Annotated in this window: 12 protein-coding genes; 7 read left to right on the forward strand and 5 right to left on the reverse strand. The window is 70.3% G+C overall.

Going from position 1 to position 15,603, the window contains the following annotated elements:
* Nucleotides 1-32: 32 nt before the first annotated feature.
* The 4 genes from OG452_RS27190 to OG452_RS27205 are packed head-to-tail and all read right to left on the reverse strand — an operon-like array spanning nucleotide 33 to nucleotide 4,196.
* Complete coding sequence (locus OG452_RS27190) at nucleotides 33-1,352, reverse strand: ABC transporter substrate-binding protein (protein ID WP_327298195.1); 1,320 nt, start codon at nucleotides 1,350-1,352, stop codon at nucleotides 33-35.
* Entirely contained in the window at nucleotides 1,352-2,206 is an 855-nt protein-coding gene (locus tag OG452_RS27195) for a carbohydrate ABC transporter permease (RefSeq protein ID WP_327298196.1), read from the reverse strand. Before OG452_RS27195 ends, OG452_RS27190 begins: the two co-directional genes overlap by 1 nt.
* The gene (locus tag OG452_RS27200; protein ID WP_327298197.1) at nucleotides 2,203-3,162 is read right to left on the reverse strand and encodes a carbohydrate ABC transporter permease; all 960 of its coding nucleotides are present in this window, start codon (nucleotides 3,160-3,162) and stop codon (nucleotides 2,203-2,205) included. The genes OG452_RS27195 and OG452_RS27200 overlap by 4 nt, the downstream gene beginning before the upstream one ends.
* Entirely contained in the window at nucleotides 3,159-4,196 is a 1,038-nt protein-coding gene (locus OG452_RS27205) for a LacI family DNA-binding transcriptional regulator (RefSeq protein WP_327298198.1), read from the reverse strand. Before OG452_RS27205 ends, OG452_RS27200 begins: the two co-directional genes overlap by 4 nt.
* 289 nt (nucleotides 4,197-4,485) lie before the next feature.
* Here OG452_RS27205 and OG452_RS27210 point away from each other — a divergent pair, with 289 nt between their 5' ends.
* The 5 genes from OG452_RS27210 (at nucleotide 4,486) to OG452_RS27230 (ending at nucleotide 12,807) form a co-directional block, all read left to right on the forward strand.
* Nucleotides 4,486-5,217 carry a VIT1/CCC1 transporter family protein gene (locus OG452_RS27210; protein WP_327298199.1) on the forward strand — a complete coding sequence of 244 codons (732 nt, stop codon included), beginning with the start codon at nucleotides 4,486-4,488 and terminating at the stop codon, nucleotides 5,215-5,217.
* A 356-nt stretch (nucleotides 5,218-5,573) separates the two neighbouring features.
* Complete coding sequence (gene gltB / locus OG452_RS27215) at nucleotides 5,574-10,151, forward strand: glutamate synthase large subunit (protein WP_327298200.1); 4,578 nt, start codon at nucleotides 5,574-5,576, stop codon at nucleotides 10,149-10,151.
* Nucleotides 10,144-11,622, forward strand: a complete 1,479-nt coding sequence (locus OG452_RS27220) for a glutamate synthase subunit beta (RefSeq protein ID WP_327298201.1) — start codon at nucleotides 10,144-10,146, stop codon at nucleotides 11,620-11,622. Before gltB ends, OG452_RS27220 begins: the two co-directional genes overlap by 8 nt.
* Nucleotides 11,623-11,813: 191 nt before the next feature.
* Nucleotides 11,814-12,389, forward strand: coding sequence for a HutD/Ves family protein (locus tag OG452_RS27225; RefSeq protein WP_327298202.1), 576 nt, complete (start codon nucleotides 11,814-11,816; stop codon nucleotides 12,387-12,389).
* Nucleotides 12,390-12,429: 40 nt separating this feature from the next.
* Entirely contained in the window at nucleotides 12,430-12,807 is a 378-nt protein-coding gene (locus OG452_RS27230; protein ID WP_327298203.1) for a VOC family protein, read from the forward strand.
* Nucleotides 12,808-12,868: 61 nt separating this feature from the next.
* Here OG452_RS27230 and OG452_RS27235 read toward each other — a convergent pair whose 3' ends face one another.
* Nucleotides 12,869-13,240, reverse strand: a complete 372-nt coding sequence (locus tag OG452_RS27235) for a VOC family protein (RefSeq protein WP_327298204.1) — start codon at nucleotides 13,238-13,240, stop codon at nucleotides 12,869-12,871.
* Between the two features lie 475 nt (nucleotides 13,241-13,715).
* Here OG452_RS27235 and OG452_RS27240 point away from each other — a divergent pair, with 475 nt between their 5' ends.
* Nucleotides 13,716-13,919: a cold-shock protein gene (locus OG452_RS27240; protein WP_015607926.1), complete on the forward strand. Its 204-nt coding sequence runs from the start codon at nucleotides 13,716-13,718 to the stop codon at nucleotides 13,917-13,919.
* Between the two features lie 95 nt (nucleotides 13,920-14,014).
* Entirely contained in the window at nucleotides 14,015-15,589 is a 1,575-nt protein-coding gene (locus OG452_RS27245; protein WP_327298205.1) for a DEAD/DEAH box helicase, read from the forward strand.
* The last annotated feature ends 14 nt before the right edge of the window (nucleotides 15,590-15,603 follow it).

Raw genomic sequence — 15,603 nt, forward strand, 5'->3', positions numbered from 1 at the left:
CTGGGGTTGTGCGGGCGCGGGCGCGGGAGGCGTCAGCGCTGGTACCGGTCGAGGACCCGCTGGCCGTCGCCGGTCAGCTTGGAGCGCAGCGAGCTCAGACCGATCGAGCCGTTGTAGTACTCCTGGAAGGCGGGGGTGGCGATCTTGTCCTTCCACTCGGCGTAACCGCGCACCCCGAGTACGGGGGAGGGGACCAGGCCGCCGGCCATCTCGCTGCCGGTGCGCCAGCCGTTCTCCGGGGTGCGCAGTGCCGGGTCCGTCAGCGCCGAGCGGCTGTCGGGCAGCAGCCAGTCGCCGAGGGCCAGGCGCGCGGCGTTCTTGCCCTGGGTGAGGAAGGAGATGAAGTCGACCGCCGCCTGTTTGTGCCGGGAGTCCTGCGAGACCGACAGGGTCTGCGGTACGACCCCCTGCGAGCTGCCCCGCGGCCCGCTCCCCGCGGGCATCGGCAGGACGGTCCAGCCGAAGCCCTTCGGCGCCTGCTGCTGGACCTGCTGCCGGAAGGAGAAGTTCAGCGGCACCATGGCGTACTTGCCGGCGAAGAACCCGGGCAGGGTGTCCGAACCGCCCATGCCCAGACTGCTCTTGGGGGCGGTGTGGTCCTGGTTGATCTGCCGGTTGATGACCTGGGCCACCGCCGAGTCGGCGGCGTCGAAGCTCACCTTGTTCTTGCCGCCGGCCTTTTTGAAGATCTGCCCGCCGGTGGAAGCGGAGCTGTTGACGGACTGGCTCACCGGCTCCTTCATCGACCAGGCGACGCCGTACTGCCGGGTCTTCCCGCCCGGCCCCCTGACCGTGAGCTTCTTCGACACCTGCTCGAACTCCTGCCAGCTCCAGGGGTGTTCGACGGTCGGGATCCGTACGCCCGACGCCTTGAGCAGTTTGGTGTTCGCGACCATGACGCGCGGCTCCTGGAGGAACGGCACGCCGTAGATCCCCTTGCCGAAGGTGGCCATGTCCCAGGACTGCCGGGGGATGTCCTTGCGCAGCGACGCGGGCAGCATCCCGCGTATGTCGGCGAGGTAGCCGCCGTACGCGAAGTCCGTGAGGTCCGACGCGTCGTCATGGATGATGTCCGGCGCCTGGCCGCCCTCGAAGGAGGTGAGCAGCTGGTCGTGGATGCCGTCCCAGCTGCCCTGCACGTACGTGACCTGGACGTCGGGGTGCTGCCTGTTCCACTGCGCGACCAGCGCCTTGTTGGCGGCCACGGAGTCCTTCTGCCAGGCCAGGCTGAGGAATTGCAGCGTGACACGGCCCGAGGAGTCGTCGCTGCCGCCCTGGTCGCAGCCGGTGACGAGGACCAGCCCGGCAGCGGCGGCCAGCGCCGCGGTAAGGATCCGGGTACGGGTGCGCATCAGCCCTTCACCGCCCCTGCGAGCATCCCGCCGACCAGCCTGCGCTGGAGCAGCGCGAAGAAGAGCAGGCTGGGGATGGTCGCGATGACGGAGGCCGCGGCGAGCGGCCCCAGGTCGGCGACGCCCTCGGCGCCGAGGAAACGGGTCAGGATCACGGACATCGTCTGGTTCTCCGGGGACTTGAGCAGCACGAGGGCGAAGAAGAACTCGTTCCAGGCGGTGACGAAGGTGAACATCGCCGTCGCGACCAGACCCGGGGTGAGCAGCGGGAAGACCACGCTGACCAGCGTCCGCAGCCGCCCGGCGCCGTCGACGGCCGCGGCCTCCTCCAGCGTGACCGGGACGGCCTTGACGTACCCCTGGAGCATCCAGAGCGAGAACGGCAGGTTCCAGACCACGTACACCGCGACCAGACCGGCGAGCGAGTTGATCAGGTGCAGGTTCTTCAGCACCAGGAACAGCGGGATGATGATCAGTACGAACGGGAACATCTGGCTGACCAGCACCCAGCCGTTGGCCACCGTGGACATCCGGCTGCGGAAGCGGACCAGGGCGTACGCGGCGGGCACCGCGAGCGCCACCGAGATCACCGTCGCGCTGCCCGCCACGATGAGGCTGTTGAGCGCGGAGTGCAGCAGCGGCTGCGCGTCGAAGGCGGCCCTGAAGTTGTCCAGGGTCGGGTGTACTGGGAGCCAGGTCGGGCTGATGGACCCGAGTTCCCTGGGGGGCTTGAACGCGGTGGACACCAGCCACACCAGCGGGAACGCCAGGAAGACCAGGTAGCACAGGAGGGCGAGGTACTGACCGGTGCGGCCGGCCGTCCGCCGGGCGCGGAGCCGTGCGGGGACACTCATGCCGCCTCCTCCTTGAGCTTCTTGCGCAGGAACACGGTGAGGAACACCGCGATGAGGGCGACCATCACCAGGCCCATCGCGGCCGCGTAGCCGAACTGTCCGTACTTGAAGGCCTCTTCGTACGAGAAGAGCATCGGCAGCCGGGTCTTGCCGCCGGGTCCGCCCTGGGTCAGCACATAGACCAGGCCGAACGAGTTGAAGTTCCAGATGAAGTTCAGCGCGGTCACCGCGACCACCACCGGCCTGATGGCGGGCCCGGTGACGCTGGTGAAGCGGCGCCACAGCCCGGCGCCGTCGAGCTGCGCGGCTTCCTTCAGCTCAACCGGCACGTTCTGCAGCCCGGCCAGCAGCACCACGGTGGTCTGCGGCATCCCCGCCCAGACGCCGACGACGATCACGGCCGGGAGCGCCACCGAGAGGCTGGTCAGCCAGTCGACGTTGTCGCTGATCAGGTGCAGCTGGGTCAGCGTCTTGTTGAGAATGCCCGCGTCCGGGTGGTACACGAGCCGCCACATGATCCCGACGACCACCTCGGGCATCGCCCACGGGACCAGCGCGAGCGTGCGGGCCAGCCAGCGGAAGCGCAGGTTCTCGTTGAGCAGCAGGGCGAGGCCGAGCGCCAGGACGAATTGCAGCACGGTGACGCTGACCGCCCACACGATGCCGATCCGGAACGACTCCCAGAACAGTGAGTCGTGCAGCAGATCGCCGAAGTTGGCGAGTCCGGTGAACCGCGTCGGCGTGGTGCGCCCGGCCTGCGAGTCGGTGAAGGCGAGCGAGAAGCCGTACAGCAGCGGTCCCACGCTGAGCACCAGGATCGGGATCAGTGCGGGCGCCAGCAGGAACCAGGCCCCCCGGTCCAGACCCAGCGCCCGTCTGCGCTGGTCGGGGGTGCGGGGCGGTGGGGTGCCGCGGTGGCCCGCGGCGTCTCTGCCCCGGGCTGCGGTGAGACTCATACGGACCTCGGGTTCTCCAGGTCGGTCGCCGGCGCGGTGGAGGCGCGTACGACGAGGCGGGGTACGGCGGTGCTGTGCTGCGGTGCTTCAGGGGCCGCGCCCTGGCCCAGCCGGGCGAGCAGCAGTTCTGCCGCCCGCCTGCCGCGCTCGACGGAGCCCAGGTCGACGCTGGTCAGCGGCGGCCAGGCGGCCTGGGCCAGGGTGCTGTCGTCCATCCCCGCCACGGCGATGTCGTCGGGGATGTGCAGCCCGCGGGAGTGCAGGGTGCGGACCGCGCCGACCGCCAGCTGGTCGTTGGCGCAGAACAGCGCGTCGGGGGAGGCGGCCAGCAGCCGCTCGGCCGCCGCGGCGCCGGACTCGGTGGCGAAGCCGGTGTTCACCACGAGCGCCTCGTCGTAGGGGAGACCCAGGCTGTCGAGGGCCTTGCGGTAGCCCGTGGCGCGGTTACGTCCGGGCACCGTGTCGAGCGGGCCGTTGATGAACGCGATTCTGCGCCGCCCCGTCTCGTACAGATGGCGTACGGCGAGCCCGGCGCCGCGTACGGAGTCGGCGCGCACGCTGTCGACCTGGACGTTCTCCGGCAGCGAGCCGATGATCACGACCGGCGCTGCCGCCGAGCCGAGCACCTTCGCGTAGGCGCCGGTGATGCGGATGGGGCAGAGGATCAGCCCGTCGCTGGTGCGGTCGCCCAGACTGCGGATGGCGGCGAGCTCGTCCTCCACGACCGCGTCGGTGGAGTGCAGCAGCAGCCGGTATCCGGCGGCCCGGGTGACGGACTGGATCCCGCGGACCATCGCCACGTACACGGGGTTGCCGATGTCCTCCATCGCGAAGGTCAGCTGCCGGGTCCTGCCGCCCTTGAGCGAGCGGGCCACGGCGTTCGGTACGTAACCGAGCTCCGCGACCGCGCGCTCGACCCGGGCGACGGTGTCGGGGCGTGCGCCGACACCGTTGAGGACCCGGGAGACGGACGCGATGGACACCCCGGCGCGCTGGGCGATCGACACGATGGTCGGTGTCCCGTTCTGCGGCATGCCTGCCCCCTGAGCATCCGTGACGTGTGAGCTGTAAACGTTTCCAGCAACTGGAAACGTTTACAGATACTGAGGACCCCACCTCGGGGCGTCAATGCGGCCGTCGTGTGATCCACGTCTCAATGGAGTTCACGGAAGGTCGCATCCGGGCTGGTCCCGGCCCTTCGGGCCCCTGGTAAGTACGGCCTTCCTTGCTGGCGAGAGCCATTTTTCGTGCGTACTTTCGACTGTGTTCCCGGGTCCGCTGTGCGGAACGGGGGCGCTGACGCAAGAGAGAGGGCGGGGACCGATGTCCATCATGGAGAACGAGGCAGCGCTGCACGAGGCGCACCGCGACAACCACACCCACCGGGATGTCAACGGTGGCTGGCTGCGCCCCGCCGTCTTCGGTGCGATGGACGGGCTGGTCTCCAACCTCGCGCTGATGACCGGGGTCGCGGGCGGCGACGTCTCGCACCGCACCATCGTGATCACGGGTCTTGTGGGCCTTGCGGCCGGAGCCTTCTCGATGGCCGCGGGCGAGTACACGTCGGTCGCCTCGCAGCGCGAGCTGGTCCAGGCCGAACTCGAAGTCGAGCGGGGGGAGTTGCGCAAGCACCCGCTGGACGAGATGAAGGAGCTCGCGGCGCTCTACGTGTCGCGCGGGGTGGAGCCCCAGCTGGCGGCCGCGGTCGCCGAACAGCTCTCCAGGGACCCCGAGCAGGCGCTGGAGATCCACGCCAGGGAGGAGCTGGGCATCGACCCGGACGACCTCCCGTCCCCGCTGGTCGCCGCGGTGTCGTCCTTCGGCGCCTTCGCGCTGGGCGCCCTGCTCCCGCTGCTCCCGTATCTGCTCGGCGCCACCGCGCTGTGGCCGGCCCTGCTGCTGGCCCTGATCGGTCTCTTCGGCTGCGGCGCCGTGGTGGCGCGGGTCACCGCACGATCCTGGTGGTACAGCGGGCTCCGGCAGCTGGCGCTGGGAGGGGCGGCGGCCGGGATCACCTATGCGCTGGGTGCGCTGTTCGGCACCGCGGTGAGCTGACGGGCGGGCCAGCCCGGCAGGCCCCCCGGGTCGCCTATGTCTCACTCCGCCGGCCGGCGGAGTGAGGCATTATGCATTGAACGTCATAGGTATCGGGTACTCGGCGGTTTTGAGTGCCGGACCACCGGGCATAAGGCGGGAACGCGCCGCAGGCAACGCCGCCTGCTCCGTTCCGGGCCCACGGACGCCGATCCCGGCCGTGCCGCCCCGCCTCCACCGCTCCGCGGTGTCCGCATGCTGGAATGAAACATCCGCTTTTCGAGAAGCATTCCATCATGTAACCTGCTCGAAATTTCGCAGAGGGCCAACGTCGTCCCTATGCCATTGCATATGCCACGACGACGACGGGAGAGCCGATGCGCATCCACGCCTGGTCGCCCATGGAGGGTCGCCCCGCCCCGCAGGGGCTGTACGACCCCAGCAACGAACACGACGCCTGCGGTGTCGGGTTCGTGGCCACTCTTACCGGCGTGGCCAGCCACGAGCTGGTCGAGCAGGCGCTGACCGTACTGCGCAATCTCGAACACCGCGGCGCCACCGGATCCGAGCCGGACTCCGGTGACGGAGCGGGAATCCTGCTCCAGGTGCCCGACGCCTTTCTGCGTGAGGCCACCGGATTCGAGCTCCCCGAAGCGGGCGCGTACGCCGTCGGCACCGGCTTCCTGCCCCTCGACGACGTCCATGGCGCCGTCTCACGGATCGAGACGCTGGCCGCCGAGGAAGGGCTCACCGTCCTCGGCTGGCGCGAGGTCCCGGTCACTCCGGACCTGCTGGGCAGCGGCGCCCGCGCCACCATGCCCGAGTTCCGCCAGCTCTTCGTCGCCGACGCGCCGCAGAGCCAGGACGCCCCCGCCACGGGCATCGCGCTCGACCGCAAGGCCTTCGTCCTGCGCAAGCGCGCCGAGCGCGAGGCCGGGGTCTACTTCCCCTCGCTCTCCGCCCGCACGATCGTCTACAAGGGCATGCTCACGACGGGGCAGCTGGAGCCGTTCTTCCCGGACCTCTCCGACCGCCGCTTCGCCACCGCCGTCGCCCTGGTCCACTCGCGGTTCTCGACCAACACCTTCCCGAGCTGGCCGCTCGCCCACCCGTACCGCTTCGTCGCGCACAACGGCGAGATCAACACGGTCAAGGGCAACCGCAACTGGATGAAGGCCCGCGAGTCCCAGCTCGCGTCCGACCTCTTCGGACCGCAGAAGCTGGACCGGATCTTCCCCCTCTGCACCCCCGACGCCTCGGACTCCGCCTCCTTCGACGAGGTCCTGGAGCTCCTGCACCTCGGCGGCCGCTCGCTCCCGCACTCCGTGCTGATGATGGTCCCCGAGGCGTGGGAGAACCACGAGTCGATGGACCCGGCACGCCGGGCCTTCTACCAGTACCACGCGACGATGATGGAGCCCTGGGACGGCCCCGCCTGCGTCACCTTCACCGACGGCACCCAGGTCGGCGCGGTCCTCGACCGCAACGGTCTGCGCCCCGGCCGCTACTGGGTGACCGACGACGGCCTCGTCGTCCTCTCCTCCGAGGTCGGCGTCCTGGACATCGACCCCGCGAAGGTGGTCCGCAAGGGCCGTCTGCAGCCCGGCCGGATGTTCCTCGTGGACACCGCCGAGCACCGCATCATCGAGGACGACGAGATCAAGGCCGGCCTCGCCGCCGAGCAGCCGTACGAGGAGTGGCTGGAGAGCGGCGAGATCGAACTGGAGGACCTCCCCGAGCGCGAGCACATCGTGCACACCCACGCCTCCGTCACCCGCCGCCAGCAGACCTTCGGGTACACCGAGGAGGAGCTGCGCGTCATCCTCGCGCCCATGGCCCGCACCGCGGGCGAGCCGCTCGGCTCCATGGGCACGGACTCGCCGATCGCCGCGCTCTCCGCGCGCCCCCGGCTGCTCTTCGACTACTTCACCCAGCTCTTCGCGCAGGTCACCAACCCGCCGCTGGACGCCATCCGCGAGGAGCTCGTCACCTCGCTGCGCTCCACGCTCGGCCCCGCGGGCAACATCCTTCAGCCCACAGCGGCCGCCTGCCGCAGCGTCACGCTGCCCTTCCCGGTGATCGACAACGACGAGCTGGCCAAGCTCATACACATCAACGCCGACGGCGACATGCCGGGGATGAAGGCCGCGACGCTCGCCGGTCTCTACCGGGTCGGCGGCGGCGGCGAGGCCCTCGCCGCCCGGCTCAAGGACATCTGCGACGAGACCGACGCCGCCATCGAGGCGGGCGCCCGGCTGATCGTCCTCTCCGACCGGCACTCCGACGCCGAGCACGCCCCGATCCCCTCGCTGCTGCTCACATCGGCCGTCCACCACCACCTCATCCGGACCAAGCAGCGCACCCAGGTCGGGCTGCTGGTCGAGGCCGGTGACGTACGCGAGGTGCACCACATCGCCCTGCTCATCGGGTACGGCGCCGCCGCCGTCAACCCGTACCTCGCCATGGAGTCCGTCGAGGACCTGGTCCGCGCCGGCACCTTCATCGAGGGCTTGGAGCCCGAGCAGGCCATCCGCAACCTGATCTACGCCCTGGGCAAGGGCGTCCTGAAGGTCATGTCCAAGATGGGCATCTCGACCGTGGCCTCCTACCGGGGCGCGCAGGTCTTCGAGGCGGTCGGACTCGACCAGTCCTTCGTCGACACGTACTTCAACGGCACCGCGACCAAGATCGGCGGCGCCGGACTCGACGTCGTCGCCACCGAGGTCGCCGCCCGGCACGCCAAGGCGTACCCCGCGTCCGGCATCTCCGCCTCGCACCGCAAGCTGGAGATCGGCGGCGAGTACCAGTGGCGCCGCGAGGGCGAGCCGCACCTCTTCGACCCGGACACGGTCTTCCGCCTCCAGCACGCGGCGCGCTCCGGTCGTTACGACATCTTCAAGAAGTACACGGACCGGGTCAACGAGCAGTCCGAGCGGCTGATGACGCTCCGCGGCCTCTTCGGCTTCGCCGCCGGCCGCACGCCGGTCCCGCTCGACGAGGTGGAGCCCGCCTCCGAGATCGTCAAGCGCTTCTCCACCGGCGCCATGTCGTACGGCTCCATCTCCAAGGAGGCGCACGAGACCCTCGCCATCGCCATGAACCAGCTGGGCGGCAAGTCCAACACCGGTGAGGGCGGCGAGGACGCCGACCGGCTGTACGACCCGGCGCGCCGCTCGTCCATCAAGCAGGTCGCGTCCGGCCGCTTCGGTGTGACCAGCGAGTACCTGGTCAACGCGGACGACATCCAGATCAAGATGGCGCAGGGCGCCAAGCCCGGCGAGGGCGGCCAGCTGCCCGGCCACAAGGTCTACCCGTGGGTCGCCAAGACGCGTCACTCGACGCCGGGCGTCGGCCTCATCTCGCCGCCGCCGCACCACGACATCTACTCCATCGAGGACCTCGCCCAGCTGATCCACGACCTCAAGAACGCCAACCCGGCGGCCCGCATCCACGTGAAGCTGGTCTCCGAGGTCGGTGTCGGCACGGTCGCCGCGGGCGTCTCCAAGGCGCACGCGGACGTCGTCCTCATCTCCGGACACGACGGCGGCACCGGCGCCTCCCCGCTCACCTCGCTGAAGCACGCGGGCGGCCCCTGGGAGCTCGGCCTCGCCGAGACCCAGCAGACGCTGCTGCTCAACGGCTTGCGCGACCGCATCGTCGTACAGACCGACGGCCAGCTGAAGACCGGCCGCGACGTCATCATCGCCGCGCTGCTCGGCGCCGAGGAGTTCGGTTTCGCGACCGCGCCGCTCGTCGTCTCCGGCTGCGTCATGATGCGCGTCTGCCACCTCGACACCTGCCCGGTCGGCATCGCCACCCAGAACCCGGTGCTGCGCGAGCGCTTCTCCGGCAAGGCCGAGTACATCGTGAACTTCTTCCGGTTCATCGCCGAAGAGGTCCGCGAGCTCCTCGCCGAGCTGGGCTTCCGTACGCTCGAAGAGGCCGTCGGCCACGCCGAGCTGCTCGACACCGAGCGGGCCGTGGACCACTGGAAGGCGCAGGGGCTCGACCTCAACCCGCTCTTCCACGTTCCGGAACTGCCCGACGGCTCGGCACGCCACCGCACCGCCGAGCAGGACCACGGCCTGGAGAAGGCGCTCGACAACCAGCTGATCAAGCTGGCGGCCGACGCGCTGGCCGCCGACTCCGCCGAGGCCGCCCAGCCGGTCCGCGCGCAGGTCGCCATCCGGAACATCAACCGGACCGTCGGCACCATGCTCGGCCACGAGGTGACGAAGAAGTTCGGTGGCGCGGGCCTGCCCGACGACACCATCGACATCACCTTCACCGGCTCCGCGGGCCAGTCCTTCGGCGCCTTCGTCCCGCGCGGGGTCACGCTCCGTCTTGAGGGCGACGCCAACGACTACGTCGGCAAGGGCCTCTCCGGCGGCCGGGTGATCGTCCGCCCTGACCGCGGCGCCGAGCACCTCGCCGAGTACTCAACCATCGCTGGCAACACCATCGCCTACGGCGCGACCGGCGGCGAGCTGTTCCTGCGCGGCCGCACCGGCGAGCGGTTCTGCGTCCGCAACTCCGGCGCGACGGTAGTCTCGGAAGGCGTGGGCGACCACGGCTGCGAGTACATGACCGGCGGGCACGCCGTCGTCATCGGCGAGACCGGCCGGAACTTCGCGGCCGGTATGTCGGGCGGTGTCGCGTACGTCATCGACCTGGACCGCGACAACGTCAACGCCGGCAACATGGGCGCGGTCGAGCCCGTCGACGACACCGACAAGCAGTGGCTGCACGACGTCGTGCGCCGCCACCAGGAGGAGACCGGCTCCACCGTGGCCGAGAAGCTGCTGGCCGACTGGGCCACGTCGGCCGACCGCTTCAGCAAGATCATCCCGACCACCTACAAGGCAGTGCTCGCCGCCAAGGACGCCGCTGAGCTGGCAGGTCTCTCCGAGAACGAGACCACCGAGAAGATGATGGAGGCGGCGACCAATGGCTGACCCCAAGGGCTTTCTGACAACGGACCGCGAGGTCGCGCAGACCCGCCCCGTCGAGGAGCGGGTGAAGGACTGGAACGAGGTCTACGTTCCCGGATCCCTGCTGCCGATCATCAGCAAGCAGGCCGGCCGCTGCATGGACTGCGGTATCCCGTTCTGCCACAACGGCTGCCCGCTGGGGAACCTCATCCCCGAGTGGAACGACTACGCCTACCGCGAGGACTGGTCGGCGGCGTCCGAGCGGCTGCACGCCACCAACAACTTCCCGGAGTTCACCGGGCGCCTCTGCCCGGCGCCCTGCGAGTCGGCGTGTGTCCTCGGCATCAACCAGCCCGCCGTCACCATCAAGAACGTCGAAGTCTCGATCATCGACAAGGCGTGGGACAGCGGTGACGTCACCCCGCAGCCGCCCGAGCGGCTCTCCGGCAAGACGGTCGCGGTCATCGGATCGGGTCCGGCGGGACTCGCCGCCGCCCAGCAGCTGACCCGCGCCGGGCACACGGTCGCCGTCTATGAGCGCGCGGACCGCATCGGGGGACTGCTCCGGTACGGCATCCCCGCTTTCAAGATGGAGAAGTCCCACATCAACCGGCGTATCGAGCAGATGCGCGCGGAGGGCACCAAGTTCCGCACCGAGACGGAGATCGGCCGCGACATCGACGCGGCGAAGCTCCGCCGCAGGTACGACGCGGTGGTCATCGCGGCCGGTGCGACGGTCTCCCGCGACCTGCCCGTACCGGGCCGCGAGCTGAACGGCATCCACTTCGCGATGGAGTACCTGCCGCTCGCCAACAAGGTGCAGGAGGGCGACCTCACGGTGGCCCCGATCACCGCCGAGGGCAAGCACGTCGTGGTCATCGGCGGCGGCGACACCGGCGCCGACTGCGTGGGCACCGCCCACCGCCAGGGCGCCAAGTCGGTCACCCAGCTGGAGATCATGCCCCGGCCGGGCGGCGAGCGGAACCCCGGCCAGCCCTGGCCGACCTTCCCGATGCTCTACAAGGTCACCTCCGCGCACGAGGAGGGCGGCGAGCGCATCTACGCCGTCTCGACCACGCACTTCGAGGGCTCCGAGCCCGAGGAGGGGGAGACGGTCGGAAACGTCAAGTACCTGCACCTCGTCGAGGTGGAGTTCAAGGACGGCAAGCTGGAGCAGCAGCCCGGCACCGAGCGCCGGATCCCCGCCGAGCTGGTCACCCTGGCCATGGGCTTCACCGGCACCGACCAGGCCAACGGCCTCGTCCAGCAGTTCGGCCTGGAGCTCGACGCCCGCGGCAACATCGCCCGCGATGCCGACTACGCGACCAATGTTCCCGGCGTGTACGTTGCTGGGGACGCGGGCCGCGGTCAGTCGCTGATCGTCTGGGCGATCGCCGAGGGCCGCTCGGCGGCGCGCGGTGTGGACCGCTTCCTCACCGGCGCCAGCGAGCTGCACGCCCCGATCAAGCCGACGGACCGGGCACTGATGGTCTGACGGCCCCACCAGAACGTCCCGCACAATGGGGTGCGGAACTGAACGCGGCGCCTGCCTTGTCCCCGACCGGACACTGGGTGGGCGCCGTGGCGCGTCCGGCAGTCTCCGGGGCTGCTGAAGGCGGACGAGAGAGCGGATCAGCGAATGGAACAGCGGGCGCAGAGGCGACCGGGGCCGGGGGCGGTGCGGGTATGACCGTACGGATACTGCGGGCCGCAGGCCGGGCCGCCGCGCCCTGGAAGAACGGCGGCGGGGTCACCCGTGAGATCGCCGCCGGGCCTGAAGGCGCCGGGATGGACACCTTCGCCTGGCGGGTGAGCCTGGCGGATGTCGGCGCCGACGGGCCGTTCTCCGTCTTCCCCGGGGTCACCAGGGTGCTGACGGTGGTGGACGGTGCGGGGATGGAGCTGACGGCCGGCGGAGTCCCGCTGCGGGCGGACGCGCGGTTCGTGCCGCACCGCTTCGCCGGCGACGTGGCGACGCACGGACGGCTGCTCGAAGGACCCGTCGTGAACTTCAACGTGATGTACCGGGAGACGCTCACCGAAGCGCTCACCTCGGTCGTACGGGGCAGACTCACCCTCGACGTCCCGCCGGACGCCACCGTGCTGGTCGTCGCGCTGGATGGGACCGCGGCCCTGGAGGACGCCGGCGCCGCCCTGGCGCCGTACGACGCGGCGGTGGTGACCGGCGAGTCACCGGGTGTGCTGCGGGCCGATGGCCACACCGCCCTCGTCACCCTGCGGAGCGGGACGCGGAGCGCCTGAATTCCCTTACCGGTCACATGTGTTGAGGCATGATGCGATCATGACTTCATTCGTACGCCATGTGACGGTCGACTGCGCCAACGCCTACGAGCTCGGCAGTTTCTGGGCCAAGGTCCTCGACATCCCGCTCGCCGACGATGACAAGCCGGGCGACCCCGAGGCGCTGATCCAGGCCACCGGTTTCGGCCTGCTCTTCATCCAGGTGCCCGAGCCCAAACAGCTCAAGAACCGCCTGCATCTGGACCTCCAGCCGACGGACCGCACCCGGGAGGAGGAAGTCGAGCGGCTGCTGACGCTAGGCGCCACGCTCGTCGAGGACCACCGCAGGCCCGACGGCCGGGGGTGGGCGACGCTGGCCGACATCGAGGGCAATGAGTTCTGTGTCGAGCGGAGCACCGCCGAGCGCTCCAGGGGCTGACCGGCCACGCTCCCGCCGGCAGTGGCCCGCCCCGCCTTCGGTCAGTGGCGGACCAGGCAGGTCAGTGGCGGACCAGGCAGAAGGGGTGCCCCGCGGGGTCCGCGTAGATACGCCAGTCCGGCGCGCTGTCGTCGAGCAGATGGGCGCCCGCGTCGAGAACTTCGACCTCCGCCCGGTCGAGGTCGGGCACGCCGAAGTCCAGATGGAACTGCTGGGGCCGGGTCGGGTCGGGCCACGCCGGTGCGCGGTGGTTCTCGGCGCGCTGGAAGGCCAGTACCAGTCCGGACGCGGTGTGCAGCGTGGACCAGTCGGAGCTGAGCGCCCAGCGGGGGTCGGGCCGGTCGACGCTGCCGCCGAGGACCGACCGGTAGAACGCGGCCAGGTCTGCGGGCTCGGGGCAGTCCAGCACTATGCACTGCAATTCGGCGATCATGCCCGGAATCCTAGGCTGCGGGCTGCGGCGCCCCGTACGGGGAGGGGGCGTCCCGGACGCCGCGGGCGCGGGTGAACGTCAATCGAACAGTGCGGGGACTCTCTCACCCTTCCGGTTCGTCCTGCGGGGAGCTTCCCGGCTTCCGCCGCCTTCCGGGGCGGTCCGGTGTGCCGGGGCAACTCCTCTTTGCGTCCAGGCGAGTTGACCGGCTGCCGGGTCGCGTTCGGGGCGGAACCACCGGTCGGAGGCGTGCGCGGAGATCATCCGGGTCCCGCTGGGTCCAGACATCCGGGCGACAAGCGTGCTAGGCTGACGTTGTTGCAGTTTTGGTACCCATGAACTTTATGTGCGCCTGACGGGAATGCTCCGACAGGCGCTTTATTGTTTTCCGGCTTTCTCCGGATGGGGTTCAATGCGGCGACGCGGAATTCGTAAAGTGCGAATTTCCGGCACTGCACCTGTTGAGGAGAATGTTATGGCCACCGGTACCGTGAAGTGGTTCAACTCGGAAAAGGGCTTCGGCTTCATCGAGCAGGACGGCGGCGGCGCCGACGTCTTCGCCCACTACTCGAACATCGCCACCCAGGGCTTCCGTGAGCTCCAGGAGGGCCAGAAGGTCTCCTTCGACGTCACGCAGGGCCAGAAGGGCCCGCAGGCGGAGAACATCGTTCCGGCCTAATTGTCGGACGCGTACCTCGCTGACCGGGGCCCGCACCTCCAAGGTGCGGGTCCCGGTTTGTGCTGTCCTACATCCGGCAGGAAGGCTTGAACCGCATGACCCGCTCCGCTGAACGCCCGGCACGCCCCGCACGCACCAGTCCGCCGAGGGGCCGAGGCAAGGCCCCCGCAAAGTCTCCGGCCCGCAAGGCAGCTCCCAGGCCTGCCGAATTCACGCTGCCGGACACCATCACCCCCGCGCTGCCCGCCGTCGAGGCCTTCGCCGAGCTGGACATGCCCGCCGCACTCCTGAAGACCCTCGCGGCGCAGGGTGTGACCGACCCCTTCCCGATCCAGGCAGCCACCCTGCCGAACTCCCTCGCGGGCCGCGATCTGCTCGGCCGCGGGCGGACCGGCTCCGGCAAGACCCTCGCTTTCGGGCTCGCGATGCTGGCCCGGGTCGCGGGCCGCCGCGCCGAGCCGAAGGCGCCGCTGGCCCTCGTGCTGGTGCCCACCCGCGAACTCGCCCAGCAGGTCACCGACGCGCTGACGCCGTACGCCACCTCGGTCCAGCTGCGGCTGACCACCGTCGTCGGCGGGATGTCGATCTCCAGGCAGTCCGGCGCGCTGCGGCGCGGCGCCGAGGTGCTGGTCGCCACCCCCGGGAGGCTCAAGGACCTCATCGAGCGCGGCGACTGCCGCCTCGACCAGGTCGGCATCACCGTGCTCGACGAGGCCGACCAGATGGCCGACATGGGGTTCATGCCGCAGGTCACCGCACTGCTCAAGCAGGTCGAGCCGGGCGGTCAGCGGATGCTGTTCTCGGCGACCCTGGACAAGAACATCGACCGGCTGGTCAAGATGTTCCTGACCGACCCGGTCGTCCACTCGGTTGACCCGTCGGCGGGCGCGGTGACCACGATGGACCACCACGTGCTCTACGTCGCCGACGAGACCGACAAGAAGGCCGTCACCACGCGCATCGCGGCACGCGACGGCCGGGTGATCCTCTTCCTGGACACCAAGCGGTCCGTCGACCGGCTGGTGAAACGGCTGCTGGCCAGCGGTGTACGGGCCGGCGGTCTGCACGGCGGCCGCTCCCAGCCGCAGCGCAACCGCACCCTCGACCAGTTCAAGAACGGCCAGGTCACCGCATTGGTCGCGACCAACGTCGCGGCGCGCGGCATCCACATCGACGACCTCGACCTGGTCGTGAACGTGGACCCGCCCACCGACCACAAGGACTACGTCCACCGCGGCGGGCGCACCGCGCGGGCGGGCGAGTCGGGCAGCGTCGTCACGCTCGTGCTCCCGGAGCAGAAGCGCGAGATGACCCGGCTGATGTCGGACGCGGGCATCACACCCAGGACCGCCCGGGTCAGGTCCAGCGACGAGGAACTCACCCGGATCACCGGGGCGCAGGAGCCCTCGGGTGTGGCGATCGTCATCGACGTACCGCAGCAGGCCACCGCCCCGCAGCGGCGCTCCAGGCCCAGCAGGCCCGCGACCGGGGCTGTCGCTCCGGCCGGGCAGGGCCGCGGTGGCCGCGGCCGCCGCGGTGGCCAGGGCCGTGGCGGCCAGGGCCAGAGCGGTGGCCAGGGCGGCGGTCAGGGCGGTCAGAGCCGTGGCGGCGCCGGCCGTGGCGGCGGCCAGGGCCGTGGTGGCCAGGGCGGCCGCAGGGCCGCCGCCTGACGGCAGCGTGAGAA

It is taken from the genome of Streptomyces sp. NBC_01197 (assembly GCF_036010505.1).
Classification (GTDB): domain Bacteria; phylum Actinomycetota; class Actinomycetes; order Streptomycetales; family Streptomycetaceae; genus Streptomyces.